Origin of the sequence: Noviherbaspirillum humi (genome assembly GCF_900188095.1) — a bacterium.
Taxonomy (GTDB): Bacteria; Pseudomonadota; Gammaproteobacteria; order Burkholderiales; family Burkholderiaceae_D; genus Noviherbaspirillum; species Noviherbaspirillum humi.
Map to the genome: position 1 here is coordinate 13,845 of NZ_FZOT01000005.1, position 22,439 is coordinate 36,283.

The window sequence follows — 22,439 nt, forward strand, 5'->3', positions numbered from 1 at the left end:
GGCAATGTTCGCACAGATGGGGACGCCGTTTGCCTTTTCAAGGGATGACAGGTGAAGCCGGGAAACATTTTCCGGCGCGCCGGGATGCCGCGCCGCCAGCGAGTGCGCCATGCATGACAGGGATCAAGGTAAAATCGAGGCTTTCCGCCTCCGCGCGCATTCGCGTCGCCAAACCGCTTCCGGAGTCTTGCATGTCCTTCTACGAAAAACTCAAAGCCCTGAACATCGAACTGCCCGCCGTCGCGGCGCCGGCCGCCAGCTATGTGATGTACGCCCAGACCGGCAATACCGTTTTCCTTTCGGGCCATATCGCCAAGAAGGACGGCAAGCCCTGGGTCGGGCAGCTCGGCAAGAACCTGGGCACCGAGGAGGGCAAGCAGGCGGCGCGGGCGGTGGCGATCGACCTGATCGCCACGCTGCAGGCAGCCTGCGGCGGCGACCTGAACCGCGTGCGCCGCATCGTCAAGGTGATGAGCCTGGTGAACTCCACCCCGGACTTCACCGAGCAGCACCTGGTGACCAATGGCGCCTCCGACCTGCTGGGCGAAGTGTTCGGCGAGCAGGGCAAGCATGCCCGCTCCGCGTTCGGCGTCGCCCAGATTCCGCTCGGCGCCTGCGTGGAAATCGAGCTGATCGCTGAAATCGCCTGAAGAAGATATTGATGAAACTAGAAAATCCCGCCCCCATCCAGTGGCATTTCTCGCAGCGCGCACAGCAGCTGCAGAGCTCCGTCATCCGCGACATCCTGAAGGTCACCGTCAACCCGGACATCATCTCCTTCGCCGGCGGCCTGCCGTCGCCGGAAACCTTCCCGGTGGAGCGCATGCGCGCCGCCCACGACGCCGTGCTGTCGCGCGTCGGCAAGGTGGCGCTGCAGTACGGCCCGAGCGATGGCTACGCGCCGCTGCGCGAATGGATCGCCGGCTCGCTTTCGACCAGCGATTCGACGATCCTGCCGGAACAGGTGCTGATGCTGTCCGGCTCCCAGCAGGGCCTGGATCTGATCGCCAAGGTGCTGATCGACGAAGGCAGCAAGGTGCTGGTGGAAACCCCGAGCTATCTCGGTGCGCTGCAGGCCTTCTCGGTCTACCGTCCGAATTTCGTTTCGGTCGCGTCGGATGACGGCGGCATGCTGCCGGAAGCGCTGGAAGGCGTGGCCGACGGCGCCCGCCTGCTGTACTCGCTGCCCAATTTCCAGAACCCGACCGGCCGCACCATGCCGCTGGAGCGCCGCATCGCGCTGGTGGAAACCTGCGCCCGGCTCGGCCTGCCGCTGATCGAGGACAATCCCTACGGCGACCTCAGCTACCGCGGCGAGCCGCTGCCGAAGATGCTGAACATGAATCCGCATGGCGTGATCTACATGGGCTCCTTCTCCAAGGTGCTGACGCCCGGCATCCGCCTCGGCTACGTGGTGGCGCCGGTGGCCCTGATCGCCAAGCTGGAGCAGGCCAAGCAGGCGGCCGACCTGCATACCGCCCAGCTGACCCAGATGGTGGTGCACGAGGTGGTGAAGGACGGTTTCCTCGATGAGCACGTGCCGACCATCCGCAAGCTCTACGCCGACCAGTGCCAGGTGATGCTCGACGCGCTGCAGGAATTCTTCCCCAAGTCCGCCACCTGGACCCGGCCGGCGGGCGGCATGTTCATCTGGGTGACCCTGCCGAAGCACATCGACAGCATGGAGCTGCTGAAGGAAGCGGTACAGCAGAACGTCGCCTTCGTTCCCGGCGCACCGTTCTACGCCAACGAGCCGGCGCACAACACCCTGCGCCTGTCCTTCGTCACCGTGCCGCCGGAGAAGATCCGCCAGGGCGTGGCGACGCTTGGCAAGCTGATCGCGTCCAAGCTTTAATCGCCGCGCCATCCATCGAAAAAGGCAGCCCGCTTGCGCGGCGCTGCCTTTTCTTTTGGCCTGTCGGCCGACGGATGCTGGGGTTGATTCAGCCGCGTGCTTCCGCCCGTAGCGCGCGGCGCAGGAACGGGCGCAGCAGGCGCGCCAGCCGGGCAGCCGTTGCCCCCGGCAAAGCGGCCGAGGACGATGGCTGCGCACGCTCCAGCCGCATCACCGCGCGGCCCACGCCCTCCACCAGGGTGAGGCCATGGTTGGGTACGACATAGGATTGGCCTGGGTGAAGCTCGATGTCGGCCGGCTCGCCGAAAGCGGTGATCAATAGCCGTCCCGAGACGCAGCCCACGCGGCGGTGGCGGGCACGCCGCAGCGCCAAGGGCTGGTTCTCCTGCAGCAGCAGTTCCAGGCGGCCGGCGAGGCCGGCATGCAGGCGGGCTTCCATCGCTTTCTCCTTCCGTTCGATCAATGGCGATGGGAAAAGCATAGCCGGCGGCGGCGGGGCGCAACAGGCGCAGCATCCGAGAATTGTGACCATTACAGTGCGGTCTGGCATAAACTGTACTGGTCGAAAACGCAGCCAACTGTATCTCTGCAAGCGTCGTGCGCTGCTGCAGAATCCTTGGATACTGATCAGGCCCTCATATGTCCAGCCAACTCAACCTCTACGAGCATCTCGCCGACGAACTCGGCGGGCTGATCGCCGGCCGGGTGTTCGCACCCGGCGACCGCCTGCCGTCGATCCGCCGCCTGGCGCAGCAGAAGCGGCTGTCGATCAGCACCGTGATGCAGGCTTTGCGCCTGCTGGAAGACCGCGGCCTGATCGATGCCCGGCCCCAGGCCGGCTTCTACGTCCGGCACCGGCCGAAATCCCTGCCGGGCGGCATTTCGGACGGCAGCCTGCCGGCGCCGGCCTTCGTCGGCATCACCAATCTGCTGATGCAGGTGATGCGCGACAACGAAGGTCCGGGCATCGTGCAGCTCGGCTCCGCCTGGCCGCCGGATGAACTGCTGCCGATTCAGCGCATCCAGAAGACGGTGGCGAGCGTGGTGCGCAGCGATCCGTCGCTGCTGGCGCGGGAGCGCTGCACCGCGCACAACGAGCCCGGCTTCGTGCGCCAGGTGATACGCCGCGCGGTGGACTGGGGCACGCTGGATCCGGCCGAGATCGTGGTCATGAATTCCTGCACCGAGGCGATCAGCATCAGCCTGCGGGCGGTCGCCAAGCCGGGCGACACCATCGCGCTGGAGTCGGCGACTTACTTCGTGCTGCTGCAACTGATCGAAAGCCTTGGCATGAAGGCGCTGGAAATTCCGACCGATCCCGAGACCGGCATCTCGGTGGATGCGCTGGAGCTGGCGCTGAACCAGGGCCTGGTGCAGGCATGCCTGCTGATCCCGAACTGCAACAACCCGCTCGGCACCATCATGCCGGAGCTGAACAAAAAGCGGCTGGCGGCGCTGGTGGCCAAGCACGACATTCCGCTGATCGAGGACGACATCTACGGCGACCTGTGCTTCACCGCCGAGCGGCCCTGGCCGGTGAAGGCCTACGACACCAGCGGCAACGTGCTGCTGTGCTCTTCCTTTTCCAAGGTGATCAGCCCGGCGGTGCGGGTCGGCTACGTGGTGGCCGGCAAGTACGTGCAGCAGATCGCCTTCCTGAAGACGGTGACCACCGGCAGCACCAACCATTTCTTCCAGGCAGTCCTCGGCGACTACGTCGGCAGCCGGCATTACGATGCCCAGGTGCGGCGCATGCGGCGCGCGCTGGCGCAGCGCATCGCCCAGATGTCGGACGCGGTATCCGCCGCCTTCCCGGCGGAGTGCTCCATTTCCCAGCCCAAGGGCGGCTTCGTGCTGTGGATCGCGCTGCCGCCCCAGGTGGATGCGCTGGCGCTGCATGGCATGGCGCTGGCGCAAGGGATTGCGATGATGCCGGGCCAGCTGTTCTCGGCCTCGGGCCGCTACCGGAACTACCTGCGCCTGAATTGCGGCAATGCCTGGAGCGGCGAAATCGACAATGCCGTGAAGCGGCTGGGGCGGCTGGTGCACGAGGCGGCCGCATGAATCGACTCGGAGGAGAAAAAACCATGCTGGAACTGCGCCCGAACTGCGAATGCTGCGACCGCGATCTGCCGGCGGAATCGTCCGACGCACGAATCTGCAGCTTCGAATGCACCTTCTGCCTGGATTGCGCCGAGGGCGTGCTGCGCAATACCTGTCCCAACTGCGGCGGGGAACTGGTGCGCCGCCCGGTCCGGCCGGCGGAGAAGCGTACCGCCTTCCCGCCGTCGACGCGGCGCGTATTCAAGCCGCTGGAGGGAGAACGGCGCGAGAAGCATGCCGCCTACTTGCAGCGCTACGCCGGCATTCCGCCTGCCGAGCGCTAGAACTTCACCATCTCCCCATGCCGCAGCACCCGGAACTGCTCCGGTGGCAGCTTGGCCTTCAGCACTTCCTGCGCCAGCACCTTGGGCGGCTCGTCCAGCGGCTCGTCGGTCAGTTCGAAGGTGCCCCAGTGGATGCCGATGGATTGCCGGGCCTGGATGTCGCGGTGAATCTTGACGGCCTCCTCGGGATTGACGTGCTGGTTGTGCATGAACCAGCGCGGCTCATAGGCGCCGACCGGCAGCAGCGCCAGGTCGAAGCCCTTGAATTTCTTGCCGATGTCGGCGAAGTCCCGTGAGTAGCCGGTGTCGCCGGCGAAGAAGACGGAGAAGGGTTTGGCCGCGCCGGCCGCCGTGTTGAAGATCCATCCGCCCCACAGCGTCTTGAAGCGGTCGGTCAGGCCGCGCGCCGACCAATGCTGGACCGGCGCCATGGTGACATCGATGCCGCCGGCGTTCGTCTTGTCCCACCAGTCCAGTTCGCGGGCATGGGTGATGCCTTGCTCCGCCAGCCACGGCTTCAACCCGAGCGGCACCAGAAATAGCGGCGGTCCGCCGGCCTGGGCATTGAGGGCGCGCACGCTGTCGAGGTCGAGATGGTCGTAGTGGTTGTGGGAGATCACCACCACGTCGATGCGCGGCAATTCCTCCAGCTGCAACCCCGGCGGCACCTTGCGCTGCGGGCCGAGGAAGGAGAAAGGCGAGGCGCGCTCGGAGAAGATGGGATCGGTGAGCACGTTCACGCCATTGAGCTGCAGCAGGGTGCTGGCATGACCGATCCAGGTCAGCGTGGTTTCGCTGCGGTTGGCCTTGAGCCACGCGATGTCCGGCTTGTCGAGCGGGAAGCGGTAGCCGTTTGCGGGCGGCTTCGGCAAGCCTTCGGTCAGCCGCTCCCATTGCCACGTGAGGAAGGAACCGCCGATGGGCCCCTGCATGTAGTTGTTGCGGAAACCTGTTTCGGTGTGGTGCGGCTTGGCCGGATCGAAGTAGGGATTGCGGGTGGCGCAGCCGAAGCCGGCCAGCGCGACCGCCGCCGCCAGGCAGGCCAGGCGGTGGCGTTTCAGGAAGGCGCGGCCCAGGCGGACCGCGCCGGCGAGTCGCCTCATTTGCCGACCGGCGTCAGGACGCTGGCCTTCAGGCGCGATTCCAGCGCCTTGCCCTTGCGCGCCCGCTTGCCGAAATGCGATTGCAGTTCGGACGCCGACAGCTTCAGCACCTGCGGCTTGCCGCCGCGGCCGGTGCCGGACACCAGCACGCCGCGCTGGTCGATCGGCTGCGCGGCGAGCAGCTTCTCGTTCTTTTCCAGCTCCATCAGGATCACGCCGCGTCCGCCGCCGGACTGCAGCTTGACTTCGTCCAGGCCAAATACCAGCACCCGGCCCTGGGCCGAGAGGCAGGCGAGGGCGCTGGCGCCGTCGAACACCACCGCCGGGGCCAGCGGCTCATCGCCTTCATCGACGGTGATGAAGGACTTGCCCGACTTGTTGCGGCTGACCAGGTCGCCGGCCTTGGCCATGAAGCCGAAGCCGCCGGTAGTGGCCAGCAGCAGCGTCGTGTCGGCGGTGCCGACGAAGTAGTGCAGCAGGCGGGTGCCGCTGGCCAGGTCCACCAAGGTGGTGATGGGCACGCCGTCGCCGCGGCCGCCGGGCAGGGCGGTCACCGGCACCGAATACACCCGGCCGTTGGAGCCGACCGCGAGCAGGTTGTCCACCGTGCGGCATTCGAAGGCGCGGTAGAGGCCGTCGCCGGCCTTGAAGGTGAACTGCGCCGCATCCAGGCCATGGCCGCCGCGGGCGCGCACCCAGCCCTTCTGCGACACGATCACCGTCACCGGCTCGTCGATCACCTTCTGCTCCATGACGGCCCGCTCGGCTTCCTTGATCAGGGTGCGGCGGGCATCGCCGAACTGCTTGGCATCGCCCTCGATTTCCTTGATCACCAGCCGCTTCATCGACGCCGGGTTGTCGAGCAGGTCCTGGAGCGTGGTCTTTTCCTTGCGCAGCTCGTCCAGTTCCTGCTGGATCTTGATCGCTTCCAGCCGGGCCAACTGGCGCAGCCGGATTTCCAGGATGTCCTCGGCCTGGCGGTCTGACAGGCGGAAGGCCTTGATCAGTGCCGGCTTCGGCTCGTCCGATTCGCGGATGATGCGGATCACCTTGTCGATGTTGAGCAGCACTGCTTCCCGGCCTTCCAGGATGTGGATGCGGTCGTCCACCTTCTGCAGGCGGAACTGAGTGCGGCGGGTGACGGTGACGAAGCGGAAATCGATCCACTCGCGCAGCACGTCCAGCACGCCCTTCTGGCGCGGCCGGCCGTCGCGGCCGATCATCACCAGGTTGATCGGTGCGCCGTTCTCGAGCGAGGTATTGGCCAGCAGGATGTTCATGAACTCCGTCTGGTCCAGGTTCTTGGACTTCGGCTCGAACACCAGGCGCACCGGCGCATCCTTGCCGGATTCGTCGCGCACCGTGTCCAGCACCGACAACACCGTCTGCTTCAGCGCAAGCTGCTCCGGCGACAAGGATTTCTTGCCGAGCCTGACCTTGGGATTGGTCAGCTCCTCGATCTCTTCCAGCACCTTCTGCGACGAGGTGCCCGGCGGCAGTTCGGTGACCACCGCCTGCCACTGGCCACGTGCGAGGTCTTCGATCTTCCAGCGGGCACGCACCTTCACCGAGCCGCGGCCGGTGGCGTACATCTCGGCGATGGCGGAGGATGGGGTGATGATCTGGCCGCCGCCCGGGAAGTCCGGGCCGGGGATGAATTCCATCATCTCCGCATGCGACAGCTTGGGATTGCGGATCAGCGCCACTGCCGCCTTCGCCACCTCGGTCAGGTTGTGCGACGGGATCTCGGTGGCGAGGCCGACGGCGATGCCGGAGGCGCCGTTGAGCAGCACGAAGGGCAGGCGGCCCGGCAGCAGCTTGGGTTCCTGGGTGGAGCCGTCGTAGTTCGGCTGGAAATCCACCGTGCCCATGTCGATCTCGTCGAGCAGCAGGCGGGAAATCGGCGTGAGGCGCGCTTCGGTATAGCGCATCGCCGCCGCGCCGTCGCCGTCGCGGGAGCCGAAGTTGCCCTGGCCGTCGATCAGCGGGTAGCGCAGCGAGAAATCCTGGGCCATGCGCACCAGCGCATCGTAGACCGACTGGTCGCCGTGCGGATGCAGCTTGCCGAGTACGTCGCCGACCACGGCGGCGGACTTGCGCGGCTTGGCGGTCGGTCCCAGCCCGAGGTCATGCATGGCGTACAGGATGCGGCGCTGCACCGGCTTCTGGCCGTCGCAGACGTCGGGCAGGGCGCGGCCCTTGACCACCGAGATGGCATAGTCGAGATAGGCGCGCTCGGCGAAGGTGGCCAGCGTCAGCGATTCGCCGTCGCCCGACGGCATGTTGTCGAAGAGGGTAGCTTGTTCAGTCATCGTGATTGCGGCTCGTTCAGGCAAATCATTCGAGAACCGGCGCGGGCATGTTGCGCCGCGCCGGTATGGTCATGTGTATCCTGGCAGGGGCCAGGGCGGGCGCATCGTTGGCGGCCACCATCAGGCGCTGCGCCTCGGGCTGGTACAGGCGGAAGAACTGGGTCACCAGCTGCACGTAGTTGCGGGTTTCCGCATAGGGCGGAATGCGGTTGCGGTGTTTCTGCACCGCGCCCTCGCCGGCGTTGTAGGCGGCCAGCACCAGGTCCGGCCGCTGCGGGAACAGCTTCTGCAGGTCGCGCAGGTAGCGTGCGCCGAGCCGGATATTGGTCTTCGGGTCGGCCAGCTTCTGTTCCAGCGACTGGCGACGGTCGCCAGCCAGGCCGTAGCGCTCGGCAGTGGCCGGCATGATCTGCATCAGGCCGATTGCGCCCTTGGGCGACACCGCGCCCGGATTGAACGCCGACTCCGCCGCCATCACCGCCTTGATCAGTGCCGGCTCCAGCGCGAACTCCCGGGCTGCCTGCTCCACCAGCGGCAGGACCTTCTTCAGATTGGGATGGCCCGCCAGGTAGCCCGCCAGCGGGCTGGCCGGCGGTTCACTCTCCCGCTGCGCCGGACGGGCGCTGCGCGAGTCGAACGGGCCGTCGCCCTGCATGAAGAGCTGATAGCGCTCATCCAGCTTCTCGGTCGAGAAATGGGCGACGCCGTCCGCGTCCAGATAGCCGTAGACATCGGCATGGGCGCATTGCATGCCCATGCCCATGCTGACAGTCAGCGCCAACCCGGCGAACAGGAAGGACAGCCGCATGGCTCAGATGTCCGCCTCGGCTTCGTTGCCGTGCTCTTCCAGCCAGGCGCGGCGGGCGGCGGCTTCGCCCTTGCCCATCAGCATGTTGAAGCGGTTTTCCGACATCGTCAGGTCAAAGTCGCCGAGCGATACCTGAAGCAGGCGGCGGGTATCCGGATTCATCGTGGTTTCCCACAGCTGCTCGGCATTCATCTCGCCCAGGCCCTTGAAGCGGGAGATGGCCCAGCCGCCTTCGCGGACGCCGTCCTTGCGCAGCTTGTCCTCGATGGCTTCGAGTTCGCCCTCGTCCAGCGCGTACAGCTTCTGCGCCTGCTTCTTGCCGCGCGCCGGCGCATCCACCCGGAACAGCGGCGGCCGCGCGACGTAGATGTGGCCGCGCGCGATCAGCTGCGGGAAATGGCGGAAGAACAGCGTCAGCAGCAGCACCTGGATGTGGGAGCCGTCGACGTCCGCATCGGACAGGATGCAGATCTTGCCGTAGCGGAGTCCGGAGAGGTCCGGCGTGTCGTTGGCGCCGTGCGGATCGACGCCGATCGCCACCGCGATGTCATGGATCTCGTTGTTGGCGAAGAGACGATCGCGCTCGGTTTCCCAGGAGTTGAGCACCTTGCCGCGCAGCGGCAGGATGGCCTGGAATTCCTTGTCGCGGCCCATCTTGGCCGAGCCGCCGGCGGAATCGCCCTCGACCAGGAACAGCTCGTTGCGGGAGACGTCATCCGACTCGCAGTCGGTCAGCTTGCCCGGCAGGACCGCCACGCCGGACGACTTCTTCTTTTCCACCTTCTGCGCCGAGCGCAGGCGCGACTGGGCCTGCTTGATTACCAGGTCGGCCAGCTTCTTGCCGTAGTCGACGTGATGGTTCAGCCACAGCTCCAGCGCCGGACGGGTGAAGGAGCCAACCAGGCGCACCGCGTCGCGGGAGTTCAGGCGTTCCTTGATCTGGCCCTGGAACTGCGGATCGAGCACCTTGGCGGACAGCACGAAGGACACCCGGGCAAATACGTCTTCCGGCAGCAGCTTCACGCCCTTGGGCAGCAGCGAATGCATTTCGACGAAACTCTTCACCGCGCCGAACAGGCCTTCGCGCAAACCGGACTCATGCGTGCCGCCGGCCGGGGTCGGGATCAGGTTGACGTAGGACTCGCGCACCACGTTGCCTTCCTCGGTCCAGGCCACGACCCAGGCCGCACCTTCGCCCTCGGCGAAGCCGTCGTCGTTGCCGTTGGCGTACTGCTCGCCCTCGAACAGCGGAATCATCGGCTCGGCGTGGGAAGACTGGGACAGCGACTCCATCAGGTAGCCGCGCAGGCCCTGCTCGTACTGCCAGACCTGGCTGTCGCCGGTCTTCGCGTTGTGCAGGGTGACCTTCACGCCCGGCAGCAGCACCGCCTTGGAGCGCAGCAGGCGCTGCAGTTCGCCCATCGGGATGGCGGAGGAATCGAAATACTTGGCGTTCGGCCAGACGGTGACGCGGGTGCCGGACTTCTTGTCTTCCCGGGTCATGGGGCGCGACTTCAGCTTTTGCACCACGAAGCCGTCTTCGAACACGAGTTCATGCACGCCGGCCTCGCGCCAGACGGTGATTTCCAGGCGCGAAGCGAGGGCGTTAGTGACCGACACGCCGACGCCGTGCAGGCCGCCGGAGAAGGAGTAGGCGCCGCCCGAGCCCTTGTCGAACTTGCCGCCCGCGTGGAGGCGGGTGAAGACGATTTCCACCGTCGGCACTTTCTCTTCCGGGTGCAGGCCGACCGGGATGCCGCGGCCATCGTCCTCGACGCTGACGCTGCCGTCGCCGTTCAGGGTGACGAGAATGTTCTTGCAGAAGCCGCCGAGGGCTTCGTCGGAGGCGTTGTCGATGACTTCCTGGATGATGTGCAGCGGGTTCTCGGTGCGCGTGTACATGCCGGGCCGCTGCTTGACCGGCTCAAGTCCCTTCAGGACACGAATGGAGGATTCGCTGTAATCGGATGCGGAGATTTTTTTGGTTGCCATTCGCTTGCGTGGTGATTGACAGTTTGCAAAACGGTTTCTTCAGGGTCCTGGGAAACCAGGCGGCGGCCGTGCTGGGGTGGCTTGTCAGTGGGGAAAGGATTCTGCAACGCGCATTTAAACACAAAAAAAAGCTTTGACAGGAAAGGCGATGCCTTATTCCAGAAGCTGAAAAAGAACCACGGCGGCTTGCTGCAAGTACTTCATATGGGGCTGCAAAGCCATTTTTCCATCTCGAGATGCGCGATTTCGATGAAGCGAAGCCAATTTATTATGTGAAATGCTGTATGCATATACAGTAACAGGACTTGGTTCCGTTGTCTATTTCCGACGCAATCGTAAGCGCATGCGCAACAAATTTCCTGATTACAACTGTTTTTCTTTATAAAATGGTTGCCATGTCCGGTACTCAATATCCTTTCGCCATCCAGGCCGTTGGTTTCCGATCAGAGGAGCGGGAAGCGCTGGCCGCCATCCTGAGAAGCAGGATGAATTCCGGCCCTGGCTATGTGCTGCTTCATCCCGACGAATTGCGGGAGCCAGACCTGTTTTTGGTCAACGGGAGCGAACTCGAGGCCTTGGTCACGCTGGCCTATTTGAAGCCGACGCCGGTGAGGCCGGCGCTGCTGGTTGGCAAGCCCGACCTCGACCTTCCTTATCCCATCGTGCCGTATCCGGTTCAAGCGAATCGTCTCCTGGCCGCACTGGACCGCCTGATCGATGCCCGGGCTGATGCCCTGTCGCGGCTGGATGCATGCACCATGGTGAGCGTGACCGAGCGTCGGCGCCATGGCCGTCTTGACCTGGATTTGACGGATCCGGCCGACTACATCAGGCGGCGCAGCGCGCCGCCAGTGCTGCCGGCCATGCTGATCGTCGACCGTAATGCCAAGTTCCGGGAGTTTCTGGTGGATATCCTGATCGCCCGGCAGCAGAAACTGGAAGTGGACTGGGCTGCCGATGAAGCGGCAGCGCTTCAAGCCGCGCGGCAGAAAACCTATTCGGTGGTGCTGGTGAATACCTCGGTGCCCGATCTCGACCCCTACCGGCTGTGCTGGATGATGAAGGAACGGGTGACGCCGGTGCGCCGCGCGGTGATCTTCCTGGCAGGGAAGGACTTCGACTACGACAGCCGGCAGGCGAGGCAGGTCGGCGTGGATGGCTTTCTCGGCAAGCCGGTGACTGCCAGTCACCTGATGCAGGCGCTGCGCAAGTTCATTCCCTCGCTGCGCTGAGGCGGCGAGCGCCTTCACCCGCTCATTTGCTGAGCAGCCGCATCGCCCGCTCCAGCCCATCGATGGTGACCGGAAACATGCGATCGTTCATGATCTGTCGGATGACGGCGATCGATTGCCGGTATTGCCACAAGCCTTCCGGCTCCGGATTGAGCCAGGCGAACTTGGGGAACGTCGATGTAAAGCGCTGCAGCCAGACTGCGCCCGCCTCCGGATTGTTGTACTCGACCGAGCCGCCGGGCTGCAGGATCTCGTAGGGGCTCATGGTGGCGTCGCCGACGAAGATCAGCTTGGTATCGGGCGTGTATTTGCGCAGGATGTCCCAGGTCGGGAAACGTTCAGCGTGGCGGCGCCGGTTGTTCTTCCACAGGTAGTCGTAGACGCAGTTGTGGAAATAGTAGAACTCCATGTTCTTGAATTCCGTCTTGGCGGCGGAAAACAGTTCCTCGGTGCGGGCGATGTGGTCATCCATGGTGCCGCCGACGTCGAGCAGCATCAGCACCTTGATGTTGTTCTTGCGCTCCGGCTGCATCTTGATGTCGAGGTAGCCGGCGTTGTTGGCGGTGGCGCGGATGGTGTCGTCGAGGGCGAACTCTTCCTCGGCGCCTTCGCGGGCGAACTTGCGCAGCCGCCGCAGCGCCACCTTGATGTTGCGGGTGCCAAGTTCGCGCTCGGCGTCGTAGTCTCGGTAGGAACGCGCTTCCCATACCTTGACCGCGCTGCGCTTGCCGCCTTCGCCGCCGATGCGTATGCCTTCCGGGTTGTAGCCGCCATTGCCGTAAGGGGAGGTGCCGCCGGTGCCGATCCACTTGCTGCCGCCTTCGTGGCGCTCCTTCTGCTCCTTCAGCAGCTCCTTCAGGCGCTCCATCAGCTTGTCGTAGCCAAGCTTCTCGATCTGCGCCTTCTGTTCCGGCGTCAGTTCTCGCTCCATGCGCTTCATCAGCCATTCCAGCGGAATCTCCGGGTTCTTCTCGAACACCGCATCGACGCCGCGGAAATAGAGGCCGAAAGCCTTGTCGAACTTGTCGTAATGCGCTTCATCCTTGACCAGCACGGCGCGCGACAGGTAGTAGAACTCGTCCAGCGAGGGGCCGATCACCTGCTTCTGCAGGGCTTCCAGCAGGATCAGGAACTCCTTGATCGAGACCGGAATCTTGGCATCCTTGAGGGTGAAGAAAAAGTCGATCAGCACGATATCCTCAGCGATCCAGTTTGTGCTGCAGATGCTGCCGCACCGTCGGCCATTCGGATGCAATGATGGAGAACACCACCGTATCGCGCAGCGACCCGTCCGGCATGCGCTGATGGCTGCGTAGAATGCCGTCCTGCTTGGCGCCGAGGCGGGCGATGGCGGCGCGCGACTGCTGGTTCATCCAGTGGGTGCGGAATTCGACGGCGATGCATTGCAGCCGCTCGAAGGCATGGGTCAGCAGCATCAGCTTGGCCTCGGTATTGATGGCGCTGCGCTGGGCGCTGGCGGCATACCAGGTGGAGCCGATCTCGAGGCGGCGGTTGACCGCGTCGGCATTCATATAGGTCGTCATGCCGCACAGGGCATCGTCGTCGCTGCGGCGCACGGCGAAGGGCAGCATGCTGCCTTTGGCTTGCAGCTCCAGCCGGCGCTCGATTTCGCGGGCCATGTCTTCCGGTTTCGGAATGGTGGTGTACCACAGCTTCCACAGCTCGCCGTCGGCCACCGCCAGCTGCAGACCCTGGAGATGGTCCATGGACAGCGGCTCCAGCGCCACGTGCCGGCCGCTCAGCGTGACGGGCTGCAGGAAGGCGCTCATGGCCGGCTCAGCGGTTGGTGCGCGACATGAAGACCAGGCGCTCGAACAGGTGCACGTCCTGCTCGTTCTTCAGCAGCGCGCCGTGCAGGGGCGGCACCACCTGCTTGGCGTCGCGGCTGCGCAGGGCGTCCGGCGGGATGTCTTCCGCCAGCAGCAGCTTGAGCCAGTCCAGCAGCTCGGAGGTGGACGGTTTCTTCTTGAGGCCGTTGACTTCGCGCAGTTCATAAAAGGTCTGCAGCGCCTGGGCCAGCAGATCCTTCTTCAGCTGCGGGAAGTGCACCGCCACGATCTGCTCCATCGTGTCCTTGTCCGGGAACTTGATGTAGTGGAAGAAGCAGCGCCGCAGGAAGGCATCCGGCAGCTCCTTCTCGTTGTTGGAGGTGATGATCACCAGCGGACGATGCTTGGCCTTGACCATCTCGCGCGTCTCATAGACGTAGAACTCCATGCGGTCCAGTTCGCGCAACAGGTCGTTGGGAAATTCGATGTCGGCCTTGTCGATCTCGTCGATCAGCAGCACCACCTGCTGGTCGGCAGTGAAGGCTTGCCACAGCACGCCCTTGACAATGTAGTTATGGATGTCCTTCACCCGTTCGTCGCCCAGCTGCGAGTCGCGCAGGCGCGAAACCGCGTCGTATTCGTACAGGCCCTGCTGCGCCTTGGTGGTGGACTTGATATGCCACTGCAGCAGCGGCATGCCGAGCGCGGCGGCCACTTCCTCGGCCAGCATGGTCTTGCCGGTGCCTGGCTCGCCCTTGATCAGCAGCGGCCGCTGCAGCGTCAGGGCGGCATTCACCGCAAGCTTCAAATCATCAGTGGCGACATAGTTCTGCGAGCCTTGGAAACGGGTGTCTTGACGCATGGCGATCGATGGCTGTCTATGAATGGAAAAACAAGTATAGACGAGAACAAGATGGCCGGCCGGCGACGGTTTTCCGTCTCATGTCGGCTGCCGCAAGGACGCTGCAGAAAGCGCCGGCTGGCGAATTATCTTGCGTGACTGTCATGGGGTCTTCAGGTAGAATGAGGCGGTTTTTGGTGCGACCAAGCAACACCAAGGAAGAGGCCGAGGGAGACATGGCCTGCGCACCGAGCCCGTTTTGCATCAATTACCCAGCTATCATGAAAAAACTTATTGCGCTTGCCGCGCTCGCAGGCATTGCCAACATGGCCGCAGCAGCGGACATCGTCGGCAATCCCGAAGCGGCCAACAACAAGGTAGCAATGTGCATCGGCTGCCACGGCATTCCCGGCTATAAAGCTACCTTCCCCGAGGTCTACCAGGTTCCCATGATCGGCGGCCAGTCGGCGAAATACATCGAGAGCGCACTGCGCGCCTACCAGAAGGGCGAGCGCAAGCATCCGAGCATGCGCGGCATTGCCGCCGGCCTGTCGGACCAGGACATCGCCGATGTCGCCGCCTACTACGCGCGGCAGAAATAAGGGGCACACCGGAATGAAGACTCTTGCAAAAGCTGCGCTGCTGGCCGTCTCGGCCCTGTCGCTGAATGCCTACGCCGCCGGCGACATCAAGGCAGGCGAAGCCGCCGCCACCAAGTACAACTGCGCCGCCTGCCACGGCAAGGACTACAACTCGCCGGTCGATCCGAGCTATCCCAAGCTCGCCGGCCAGCACCAGGATTATCTGGAACATGCGCTGATCGGTTACCAGCGCGGCGGCGACGGCCCCAACGGCCGCGGCAACGCCATCATGGGCGCCCAGGCCAAGCCGCTGTCCCAGCAGGATATCCGCAATATCGCCGCCTACCTGCACAGCCTGCCCGGCGCGCTGGTCCTGCGCAAATAAGCTTTCGCGCAACCGGGCGGTATATGGAAGCCACGCACGATCTGCGTGGCTTTTTCTTTTTCTGCGGGGTCACCGACGCTTGACGCACTCCACATAGGCGATGCCATCCGGCGGCAGGCCGCTGCGCTGCGAATTCCAGATCATTTCGCCCAGGCACTCCATCATCTGGTGGTGGGCTTCATGCTCGGAGCCGAGGCGCTGCGCCAGGTCGATGAAGGCATGGCGGATGCCGGGCGGCTGGTCGATCGAAATTTGCTCGGCGATCGACAGGTGCATGGACAGGTGCAGGAAGGGGTTCGACAGGCCACGCTCCACGGAATAGTCGGCGGCGAGGGCTTCCTCCACGTTCGAGAGCGCATCCTCGTATTCGGGATGCTGCAGGATCCAGTCGTGCGCCATGGCTTCGAGCGGCGTTAGGACTTGCCTGTTGCGCTGCTTGGCGAAGGTTTCGCAGAAAAAACGGCGCACGTCGTGCTGTGAGGGTGTGAACATGATGACTTGGCAGTAAGGAATCGAGGAGCCGGCGCCTGCGCCGGCCCGGTGAATCAGATACCCTTTTCGGGAAGTGGTGTCTTCGGCTTGAACTCGCACAGGTCGGCGATGGCGCAGTTCCAGCACTGGGGCTTGCGCGCGATGCAGGTATAGCGGCCATGCAGAATCAGCCAATGATGGGCGTCGTGCCGGAATTCCGCCGGCACCACCTTCAGCAGCTTCTGCTCGACCTGGTCCACGTTCTTGCCGGGCGCGATGCCGGTGCGATTACTGACGCGGAAGATGTGGGTATCGACGGCGATGGTAGGCTGGCCGAAGGCGGTATTGAGTACCACATTGGCGGTCTTGCGACCGACGCCCGGCAGCGCCTCCAGCGCTTCCCGGGTGCGCGGCACCTCGCCTCCATGTTGTTCCAGCAGCATGCCGCAGGTGGTGATGACATTCTTCGCCTTGGTGCGGAACAGGCCGATGGTGCGGATGTATTCGATCAGGCCGTCTTCGCCCAGCGCCAGCATGGCTGCCGGCGTGGATGCCACCGGGAACAGCCGCCGGGTGGCCTTGTTCACAGATACGTCGGTCGCCTGGGCCGACAGGATCACCGCGATCAGCAGCTCGAACGGCGTGGTGTATTCGAGTTCGGTGGTGGGCCGTGGATTGGCCTGGTGGAAGCGCTCAAATATTTGACGGCGGATGGCGGCATTCATGTGGGCTTGTCCTGCTGCGCCATGTTTTCACGGATGGCTTCCACCTGCCGGCGTACTGCCCGCGATACATCCTGCATGTCGGTGGTTGGCGAGGACGGCTGGCGTGCGGCTTCCTGCTGGCGCTGTCGCGCGCGCTCCATCGCTGCCTGGATGATGGCCCGCTTGCGCGCCTGGGCTGCCTGTTCCTCCGGACTCATCGCCACTTCCGCCTCGACCTGCCTCAGCTTGGCTGCCGCCTTGGCGGCGAGGCGAGCATCGTTCTCTTCCTTTTCTCGGCGCAGACGCCGTACGCGCAAGGCGTGGCGCGCGCGCGCTTCATCCGCCTGCTGCTGCGACCAGGCGGCCCAGCCGGTTTGCCCGGGCGTGGCCTCCACCATGTCGATGCAATCGACCGGGCAGGGCGCCACGCACAGGTCGCAGCCGGTGCAGAATTGCGGCACCACCGTATGCATCTGCTTCGCCGCGCCGACGATGGCATCCACCGGGCAGGCCTGGATGCAGAGCGTGCAGCCGATGCAGCGGACTTCGTCGATCACCGCCAGCGGCCGCGGGCGCTCGATGCCATTGACGGGATTGAGCGGGATCACCGGCTTGCCGAGCAGGGCGGACAGGCGGGTGACGCCTTCCATGCCGCCCGGCGGGCACTGGTTGTAGCCGGCTTGACCCGCCGCGACCGCTTCCGCATAGGGGCGGCAAGCCGGGTACCCGCACTTGGTGCACTGGGTTTGCGGCAGCAGGTCTTCGATCTGGTCGGCTAGGGATGGAGCTTGCAAGGCGGACACGGGAATCTGGCGAAAAGCGCCATTATCCCGGCAAAACCGGGTGGCTACAAATGAAAAGCCGCTGCTTGCGGCAGCGGCTTGGCTGGAAGCCTGTCGGGATCAGGAATGCTTGGTAATGAATTCGCCGATCTGTGGGCAAATGATCTCGCGCCAGCGGCGGCCGGAGAAGATGCCGTAGTGGCCGCATTTCTCGGCGGTGATGTGCTGCTTCTTTGCCTTCGGGATGCTGCTGCAGAGTTCATGCGCGGCCTGGGTCTGGCCGGCGCCGGAAATGTCGTCGAGCTCGCCTTCCACGGTGAGCAGGGCCACCGTCTTGATGTCCTGTGGGCGCACCAGCTTGCCTTCGACTTCCCAGTTACCCTTGGCGAGGCGGAATTCCTGGAACACCGTCTTGATCGTTTCCAGGTAGTACTCGGCCGGCATGTCGAGCACGGCGTTGTACTCGTCATAAAACTTGCGGTGCTCCTCGGCAGACTCGTTGTCGCCGGCGCGCAGGTGCATGTAGAAGTCCCAGTGGCTTTGCGCATGGCGGCCCGGATTCATGGCGATGAAGCCGGCATGCTGCAGGAAGCCCGGATAGACCTTGCGGCCGAAGCCTGGATAGTTCGGCGGCACGCTGTAGATCACCTTGTTCTCGAACCAGGAAAAAGGCTTCTTCGTGGCGAGGTCGTTCACGGCGGTCGGCGATTTGCGCGGGTCGATCGGGCCGCCCATCATCGTCATGGTCTTGGGCAGCTTGGGGTCGTTTTGGCTTGCCATCAGCGAGATGGCGGCCAGCACCGGCACCGTCGGCTGGCAGACGGAGATGACGTGCATATCCGGACCGAGGTGGCGGATGAAGTCCTGCACGTAGTAGATGTAATCGTGCAGGTGGAAGGCGCCTTCCGACGCCGGCACCATGCGGGCGTCGGTCCAGTCGGTGATGTAGACATCGTGGTTGGACAGCAGGGCGCGCACGGTGTCGCGCAGCAGGGTGGAGTGATGACCCGACAGGGGAGCCACCAGCAGCACCGTCGGCTGCTTGAGACCGGCGAACTGTTTCGCGCTCAGGTCTTTCTTGAAGTGGATCAGCCGGCAGAAGGGCTTGTGTACGGCCACTTCTTCAAGCACGCCGACGGCAGTGCCATTAACTGGAACGGTTTTGATGCCGAATTCGGGTTTTTCGTAATCCTTGCCAAGGCGATACATCAGTTCGTAACCCGCGGCGATGCGCTGGGCAAAAGGCGTATGCGCCAGGGGCGAAACCGGGTTGGTGAACAACTTGGCGGAAGCTTCCGCCCACTGAATGAACGGGTTCAGGAAAGTGCGGTTGAGTTCGTGGAATTGATAGAGCATGTTGACCTCATTCAGTGAATTCAAGCGGCATCCGCTTCCCGGTTAAACCGTTTGCAGGTGAATATGCCGCTTGCCAACTTCAATTTTGCCAACCCGTTTAACTTATAGTAGGCAATAAACTGAAGTCCATCCCGTTTTTTGCTTTTGGGAATTTGATTTGACGCAACATAACATGAAATCTACCGCCACGTTGAGAAAAGATACGTTCGTGCTCTTTTACCAAAAAATGGAATCGGCTTTATTTCCAAGTACTTAATATGGCGTCGAATCAAACCGGTGCAAATAACTGCAATCAACCTTGCACAAACCATGCCTGTGGTTTTATCGCACTTGAGCTGCGAGGAATAAGGAGAAAAATTGCCCGGAAGAGAGAAAGCCTGCCTCGAATTGTAATTTTTACGGGTATGGACAGCCTTGACGCGCATATTGGAAAAATTGCCAATATTGCATGGAAGCCTCGGACAGAGCTGCTGTTCCCAAGCCGATCGGCGAGACTGGTTGTTCTCCGTTTGCTGGGGGCGATGATCAGATCACGGTATTCCCAGCTTGGGGCTGTAACGAACGGTCAAGCTTGCGGCCTGGGAGGAATAGGGATGAATAAAGCTGCACCGTTTCCAGGGCTGTTGGTTTGGGCCCAACGAATCAGCGTGTGACAGAACGAATCCGTACAGCGATGAGTCAGAGCGAGGGTCGGTTAGCGCAATGGCCGGTGCCGTGATGCAGGCGATTGGGGAAGACTTCCTGGCTGCAGTTTGAACTTGCCAGCCGCCGCCTTGCATGGGAAGAGGAAAAGCTGGTGACTACTGAAATCGACCGAGGTCGACGCCGGGTGCAAGCTTAAAGATCGGCTTGCTGCCAACGACGCCATGAACGGATAGCAAGAGCGATCGACGAGTGGAAATGTGTGAGGAGGCGTCCTCAGTAGACGTCTTCGGCGCACAAGCCGAACGCCGCTTGGGTGGACGCGGCGACCCGGCGGGCCGCCGCAGAAGAGGGGATTACTTTTCCAGGTACTGCAGCTTTTCCTTCACATCCTTGAACTCTTCCGCTTCGGGAAGCGCATCCTTGCTCTTGGTGATGGAAGGCCACTGGCGGGCGAGGTCGACGTTGAGCTTGATGAATTGTTGCTGATCTGCGGGCACATCTTCTTCCGCGTAGATGGCATTGACCGGGCACTCGGCGACGCAGACGGCGCAATCAATGCATTCGTCCGGATCGATCGCCAAGAAATTCGGGCCTTCCCTGAAGCAGTCCACCGGGCACACGTCGACACAGTCGGTGTAGCGGCAGCGGATGCAGGATTCGGTCACAACGTGAGTCATAACAGTCCTATTTGTAGATTTTCTGAAAATGTTCGTCCGGCGCCAACGGGGCGACTGGCTCGCAAGCCGGACAAGGGATGAGCGATTTTGCCGCAAAGCCTTGTATTTTAAGGCAATCCCTTCTTTCTAACAAACCGGGCTTAGACAGTTTATGAATAAGCAAATGCGCGAGCCGGAAAAGCCGTCGAACGGTCGCCATGACATCAGGGGAAAACGCCTTGCGGTCCTGCCTTTCGGACTGCGCCGGAGCGTGAAAAGAATTGTACGTCCCTTCCAAATTAATCACTTTCGGGGCCTAGGTGGACCGCCCATCCATCGGGTAGACTGGTGGCCGTTTCGAGGAGCCGCCTTCATGGATACATCGTCAGCCCGCCAAGCCATTTTCGACCGCATCCGCAAGGCGCAGCAGCGCGCCGCGCAGCCCAGCCAGCAGGAGCGCGACGCCGCTTATGGCTATATCGCGCAGCATACCCAGGGGCCGCGCCCGGCGATGCCGGCCGACCTGACGCAGCGCTTCAGGGAGCAGGCTTTGCGCATGACCGACACCATCGACGAGGTGGAACGCATGGCCGACGTGCCGGAAGCAGTGGCGCGCTATCTCGGCGAAGTCGGCGTCGGCTCGAATGCGGTGGCATGGCGCACGCTTGACGGATTGCCCTGGCGGGAAGCCGGCGTCTCGGTCGAATTCCGCCGCCCGGTGAACGAGGATCTGGTCGGCATCACCGGCGCCTTCTGCGCCATTGCCGAGACCGGCACCCTGATGCTGCTGTCCGGACCGGATACCTTTTCTTCAGCCAGCCTTCTGCCCGAAACCCATGTCGCCATCGTGCCCGTGTCGCGCATCGTCGCCGGCATGGAGGATGCCTTCGCCTTGGCGCGCGCCGAGCGGGGCGAATTGCCGCGCGCCACCAATTTCATCTCCGGACCTTCCCGGACCGGCGATATCGAGCAAACCATCGTGCTCGGGGCGCATGGTCCTTATCGGGTGCATGTGATCCTGGTCCGCGAGGGCTGATCTGCTCTCCCTGACGCCGTCTTTCCGGCTGCGTAATAACACGGCTGGAATGGCGGGGTGAGCGCGCTAGAATAGCGCCACCAAATATCAGGGAGGCAAGAATTGCATAAATCCGTTCCGATGGCGCTGGCCGCGTTTGCGCCGGCGCTTTCCCATGCGGCCGAACTCGACGGCGCCCGGTTGACCGCCTGGTGGTCGGTTCCCTTCGCCGGTCTGCTGCTCTCCATCGCGCTTCTGCCGCTGCTTGCGCCGAGCTTCTGGCACCATCACTTCGGCAAGGTATCGCTCGGCTGGTCGCTTGCCTTCCTGATCCCGTGTGCCGTCTTCTTCGGCGCGAGCACCGCGGGCGGCGGCATGGCCCATGCCTTCATTGGCGAGTACTTTCCCTTCATCGTCCTGGTCACTTCCCTGTTCGTGGTCGCCGGCGGCATCTGCGTGCGCGGCAATCTGCATGGCACGCCGGCGCTCAACACCGGACTGCTGGCAATCGGCACGGTACTGGCCAGCTTCATGGGCACCACCGGCGCGTCGATGCTGATGATTCGGCCGGTCCTGCGGGCCAACGACAATCGCAAGCATGTGTCCCACGTCGTGGTGTTCTTCATCTTCCTGGTCGCCAATGCCGGCGGCTCGCTGACCCCGCTCGGCGACCCGCCGCTCTTTCTCGGCTTCCTTCAAGGCGTGGATTTCTTCTGGACGATGAAGAACATCTTTCCCGAGACGCTGTTCCTGTGCACGGTGCTGCTCCTGCTGTTCTATGGCCTCGACAGCTATTACTACCATCGGCGCGAGGAAGTGCTGCCGGCCGATCCAACGCCCGACACGCCGCTGACAATCGAGGGACGCCTCAATTTCCTTTTCCTGGCCGCCATCGTTGGTCTCGTGCTGCTGAGCGGTTTCTGGAAGCCCGGCGTGAGCTTCGACCTGTTCGGCGTACAGGTCGAATTGCAGAACCTGGTGCGCGACCTCCTGTTGCTGGTGGTGACCGCGTTGTCGATGGTCCTGACACCGAAGACCGCCCGCAGCGGCAATGAATTCTCCTGGGGGCCGATCGCCGAAGTGGCCAAGCTTTTCGCCGGCATCTTCATCACCATCATCCCGGTGATCGCGATGCTGCGCGCCGGCGAGTCGGGCGCCTTCGCTGCCGTCATCCGCGCCGTCACCGGCGGCAACGGCCAGCCTATCGACGCCATGTATTTCTGGGCGTCCGGCATCCTGTCTTCCTTCCTTGACAATGCGCCGACCTACCTCGTGTTCTTCAACACCGCCGGCGGCGACGCAAAGACTTTGATGACGACGCTTGCCTCGACCCTGGCCGCCATCTCCTGCGGCTCGGTCTTCATGGGCGCCAACAGCTATATCGGGAATGCGCCTAATATGATGGTAAAAGCGATCGCGGAAGACCGCGGCGTGAAGATGCCATCCTTCTTCGGTTACATGGGCTGGTCCTGCGCCGTGCTGATTCCGCTGTTCATCATCATGACCTTCATCTTCTTCTAAGGC

General features: G+C 63.4%; 22 protein-coding genes. 9 read left to right on the plus strand and 13 right to left on the minus strand.

The window, feature by feature from the left end; all coding sequences use genetic code 11:
- Nucleotides 1-191: 191 nt before the first annotated feature.
- A complete protein-coding gene (locus CHB88_RS09960; RefSeq protein ID WP_089399181.1) occupies nucleotides 192-650 on the plus strand; it encodes a RidA family protein in 459 nt (152 codons plus the stop codon).
- Between the two features lie 11 nt (nucleotides 651-661).
- A complete protein-coding gene (locus CHB88_RS09965; protein ID WP_089399182.1) occupies nucleotides 662-1,855 on the plus strand; it encodes an aminotransferase-like domain-containing protein in 1,194 nt (397 codons plus the stop codon).
- 88 nt (nucleotides 1,856-1,943) lie between these two features.
- Here the strand turns inward: CHB88_RS09965 and CHB88_RS09970 are convergent, their stop codons facing one another.
- On the minus strand, nucleotides 1,944-2,318 hold the full coding sequence (locus CHB88_RS09970) for a DUF2917 domain-containing protein (RefSeq protein WP_176442407.1): 375 nt from the start codon (nucleotides 2,316-2,318) through the stop codon (nucleotides 1,944-1,946).
- Nucleotides 2,319-2,494: 176 nt separating this feature from the next.
- On the opposite strand from CHB88_RS09970, the gene CHB88_RS09975 reads away from it, so the two are divergent.
- Complete coding sequence (locus CHB88_RS09975) at nucleotides 2,495-3,919, plus strand: aminotransferase-like domain-containing protein (RefSeq protein ID WP_089399184.1); 1,425 nt, start codon at nucleotides 2,495-2,497, stop codon at nucleotides 3,917-3,919.
- 23 nt (nucleotides 3,920-3,942) lie between these two features.
- Nucleotides 3,943-4,242 carry a DUF1272 domain-containing protein gene (locus CHB88_RS09980; RefSeq protein ID WP_089399185.1) on the plus strand — a complete coding sequence of 100 codons (300 nt, stop codon included), beginning with the start codon at nucleotides 3,943-3,945 and terminating at the stop codon, nucleotides 4,240-4,242.
- Here CHB88_RS09980 and CHB88_RS09985 read toward each other — a convergent pair.
- From CHB88_RS09985 to CHB88_RS10000, 4 genes are read right to left on the minus strand one after another with little or no spacing between them, the layout of a single operon-like run.
- Complete coding sequence (locus tag CHB88_RS09985) at nucleotides 4,239-5,345, minus strand: MBL fold metallo-hydrolase (RefSeq protein WP_089399186.1); 1,107 nt, start codon at nucleotides 5,343-5,345, stop codon at nucleotides 4,239-4,241. The two genes, CHB88_RS09980 and CHB88_RS09985, sit on opposite strands and share 4 nt — an antisense overlap.
- Nucleotides 5,342-7,657 (minus strand): DNA topoisomerase IV subunit A, encoded by a 2,316-nt coding sequence (gene parC, locus CHB88_RS09990; RefSeq protein WP_089399187.1) that lies wholly within the window; start codon nucleotides 7,655-7,657, stop codon nucleotides 5,342-5,344. The genes CHB88_RS09985 and parC overlap by 4 nt, the downstream gene beginning before the upstream one ends.
- A gap of 25 nt (nucleotides 7,658-7,682) precedes the next feature.
- Nucleotides 7,683-8,465 carry a lytic transglycosylase domain-containing protein gene (locus CHB88_RS09995; protein ID WP_089399188.1) on the minus strand — a complete coding sequence of 261 codons (783 nt, stop codon included), beginning with the start codon at nucleotides 8,463-8,465 and terminating at the stop codon, nucleotides 7,683-7,685.
- Nucleotides 8,466-8,468: 3 nt separating this feature from the next.
- Nucleotides 8,469-10,457, minus strand: coding sequence for a DNA topoisomerase IV subunit B (locus tag CHB88_RS10000; RefSeq protein WP_089399189.1), 1,989 nt, complete (start codon nucleotides 10,455-10,457; stop codon nucleotides 8,469-8,471).
- Between the two features lie 485 nt (nucleotides 10,458-10,942).
- Between CHB88_RS10000 and CHB88_RS10005 the strand changes: the two genes are divergently transcribed.
- A complete protein-coding gene (locus tag CHB88_RS10005) occupies nucleotides 10,943-11,689 on the plus strand; it encodes a response regulator (protein WP_176442408.1) in 747 nt (248 codons plus the stop codon).
- Between the two features lie 22 nt (nucleotides 11,690-11,711).
- Here the strand turns inward: CHB88_RS10005 and CHB88_RS10010 are convergent, their stop codons facing one another.
- The 3 genes from CHB88_RS10010 to CHB88_RS10020 are packed head-to-tail and all read right to left on the minus strand — an operon-like array spanning nucleotide 11,712 to nucleotide 14,341.
- A complete protein-coding gene (locus CHB88_RS10010) occupies nucleotides 11,712-12,881 on the minus strand; it encodes a vWA domain-containing protein (protein WP_089399191.1) in 1,170 nt (389 codons plus the stop codon).
- Between the two features lie 7 nt (nucleotides 12,882-12,888).
- Complete coding sequence (locus CHB88_RS10015) at nucleotides 12,889-13,479, minus strand: GNAT family N-acetyltransferase (RefSeq protein ID WP_089399192.1); 591 nt, start codon at nucleotides 13,477-13,479, stop codon at nucleotides 12,889-12,891.
- A gap of 7 nt (nucleotides 13,480-13,486) precedes the next feature.
- A complete protein-coding gene (locus tag CHB88_RS10020) occupies nucleotides 13,487-14,341 on the minus strand; it encodes an AAA family ATPase (RefSeq protein WP_089399193.1) in 855 nt (284 codons plus the stop codon).
- Nucleotides 14,342-14,601: 260 nt separating this feature from the next.
- Here CHB88_RS10020 and CHB88_RS10025 point away from each other — a divergent pair, with 260 nt between their 5' ends.
- Together CHB88_RS10025 and CHB88_RS10030 are read left to right on the plus strand one after the other, a co-directional pair.
- A complete protein-coding gene (locus CHB88_RS10025; RefSeq protein ID WP_089399194.1) occupies nucleotides 14,602-14,922 on the plus strand; it encodes a c-type cytochrome in 321 nt (106 codons plus the stop codon).
- A gap of 13 nt (nucleotides 14,923-14,935) precedes the next feature.
- A complete protein-coding gene (locus CHB88_RS10030) occupies nucleotides 14,936-15,286 on the plus strand; it encodes a c-type cytochrome (protein WP_089399195.1) in 351 nt (116 codons plus the stop codon).
- Between the two features lie 69 nt (nucleotides 15,287-15,355).
- Here the strand turns inward: CHB88_RS10030 and CHB88_RS10035 are convergent, their stop codons facing one another.
- The 5 genes from CHB88_RS10035 to fdxA form a co-directional block, all read right to left on the minus strand.
- Complete coding sequence (locus tag CHB88_RS10035) at nucleotides 15,356-15,778, minus strand: DUF1841 family protein (protein ID WP_089399196.1); 423 nt, start codon at nucleotides 15,776-15,778, stop codon at nucleotides 15,356-15,358.
- A 53-nt stretch (nucleotides 15,779-15,831) separates the two neighbouring features.
- Entirely contained in the window at nucleotides 15,832-16,482 is a 651-nt protein-coding gene (gene nth / locus CHB88_RS10040; RefSeq protein WP_089399197.1) for an endonuclease III, read from the minus strand.
- On the minus strand, nucleotides 16,479-17,270 hold the full coding sequence (gene rsxB / locus CHB88_RS10045) for an electron transport complex subunit RsxB (RefSeq protein WP_089399198.1): 792 nt from the start codon (nucleotides 17,268-17,270) through the stop codon (nucleotides 16,479-16,481). Before rsxB ends, nth begins: the two co-directional genes overlap by 4 nt.
- 93 nt (nucleotides 17,271-17,363) lie before the next feature.
- On the minus strand, nucleotides 17,364-18,599 hold the full coding sequence (locus CHB88_RS10050) for a polyhydroxyalkanoate depolymerase (RefSeq protein ID WP_089399364.1): 1,236 nt from the start codon (nucleotides 18,597-18,599) through the stop codon (nucleotides 17,364-17,366).
- Nucleotides 18,600-19,597: 998 nt separating this feature from the next.
- On the minus strand, nucleotides 19,598-19,921 hold the full coding sequence (fdxA, locus tag CHB88_RS10055) for a ferredoxin FdxA (protein WP_089399199.1): 324 nt from the start codon (nucleotides 19,919-19,921) through the stop codon (nucleotides 19,598-19,600).
- A 352-nt stretch (nucleotides 19,922-20,273) separates the two neighbouring features.
- Between fdxA and CHB88_RS10060 the strand changes: the two genes are divergently transcribed.
- Nucleotides 20,274-20,936, plus strand: a complete 663-nt coding sequence (locus tag CHB88_RS10060; RefSeq protein WP_089399200.1) for a LutC/YkgG family protein — start codon at nucleotides 20,274-20,276, stop codon at nucleotides 20,934-20,936.
- 120 nt (nucleotides 20,937-21,056) lie between these two features.
- The gene (locus CHB88_RS10065) at nucleotides 21,057-22,436 is read left to right on the plus strand and encodes a sodium:proton antiporter (protein ID WP_089399201.1); all 1,380 of its coding nucleotides are present in this window, start codon (nucleotides 21,057-21,059) and stop codon (nucleotides 22,434-22,436) included.
- The last annotated feature ends 3 nt before the right edge of the window (nucleotides 22,437-22,439 follow it).

Bases quoted from the DNA above. Each gene is read 5' to 3' on its own strand.
- CHB88_RS09960 (WP_089399181.1), top strand. From the start codon at position 192: ATGTCCTTCTACGAAAAACTCAAAGCCCTGAACATCGAACTGCCCGCC.
- CHB88_RS09965 (WP_089399182.1), top strand. From the start codon at position 662: ATGAAACTAGAAAATCCCGCCCCCATCCAGTGGCATTTCTCGCAGCGC.
- CHB88_RS09975 (WP_089399184.1), top strand. From the start codon at position 2,495: ATGTCCAGCCAACTCAACCTCTACGAGCATCTCGCCGACGAACTCGGC.
- CHB88_RS09980 (WP_089399185.1), top strand. From the start codon at position 3,943: ATGCTGGAACTGCGCCCGAACTGCGAATGCTGCGACCGCGATCTGCCG.
- CHB88_RS09985 (WP_089399186.1), bottom strand. From the start codon at position 5,345: ATGAGGCGACTCGCCGGCGCGGTCCGCCTGGGCCGCGCCTTCCTGAAA.
- parC (WP_089399187.1), bottom strand. From the start codon at position 7,657: ATGACTGAACAAGCTACCCTCTTCGACAACATGCCGTCGGGCGACGGC.
- CHB88_RS09995 (WP_089399188.1), bottom strand. From the start codon at position 8,465: ATGCGGCTGTCCTTCCTGTTCGCCGGGTTGGCGCTGACTGTCAGCATG.
- CHB88_RS10000 (WP_089399189.1), bottom strand. From the start codon at position 10,457: ATGGCAACCAAAAAAATCTCCGCATCCGATTACAGCGAATCCTCCATT.
- CHB88_RS10005 (WP_176442408.1), top strand. From the start codon at position 10,943: ATGAATTCCGGCCCTGGCTATGTGCTGCTTCATCCCGACGAATTGCGG.
- CHB88_RS10015 (WP_089399192.1), bottom strand. From the start codon at position 13,479: ATGAGCGCCTTCCTGCAGCCCGTCACGCTGAGCGGCCGGCACGTGGCG.
- CHB88_RS10020 (WP_089399193.1), bottom strand. From the start codon at position 14,341: ATGCGTCAAGACACCCGTTTCCAAGGCTCGCAGAACTATGTCGCCACT.
- CHB88_RS10025 (WP_089399194.1), top strand. From the start codon at position 14,602: ATGAAAAAACTTATTGCGCTTGCCGCGCTCGCAGGCATTGCCAACATG.
- CHB88_RS10030 (WP_089399195.1), top strand. From the start codon at position 14,936: ATGAAGACTCTTGCAAAAGCTGCGCTGCTGGCCGTCTCGGCCCTGTCG.
- CHB88_RS10035 (WP_089399196.1), bottom strand. From the start codon at position 15,778: ATGTTCACACCCTCACAGCACGACGTGCGCCGTTTTTTCTGCGAAACC.
- nth (WP_089399197.1), bottom strand. From the start codon at position 16,482: ATGAATGCCGCCATCCGCCGTCAAATATTTGAGCGCTTCCACCAGGCC.
- CHB88_RS10050 (WP_089399364.1), bottom strand. From the start codon at position 18,599: ATGCTCTATCAATTCCACGAACTCAACCGCACTTTCCTGAACCCGTTC.
- fdxA (WP_089399199.1), bottom strand. From the start codon at position 19,921: ATGACTCACGTTGTGACCGAATCCTGCATCCGCTGCCGCTACACCGAC.
- CHB88_RS10060 (WP_089399200.1), top strand. From the start codon at position 20,274: ATGGATACATCGTCAGCCCGCCAAGCCATTTTCGACCGCATCCGCAAG.
- CHB88_RS10065 (WP_089399201.1), top strand. From the start codon at position 21,057: ATGGCGCTGGCCGCGTTTGCGCCGGCGCTTTCCCATGCGGCCGAACTC.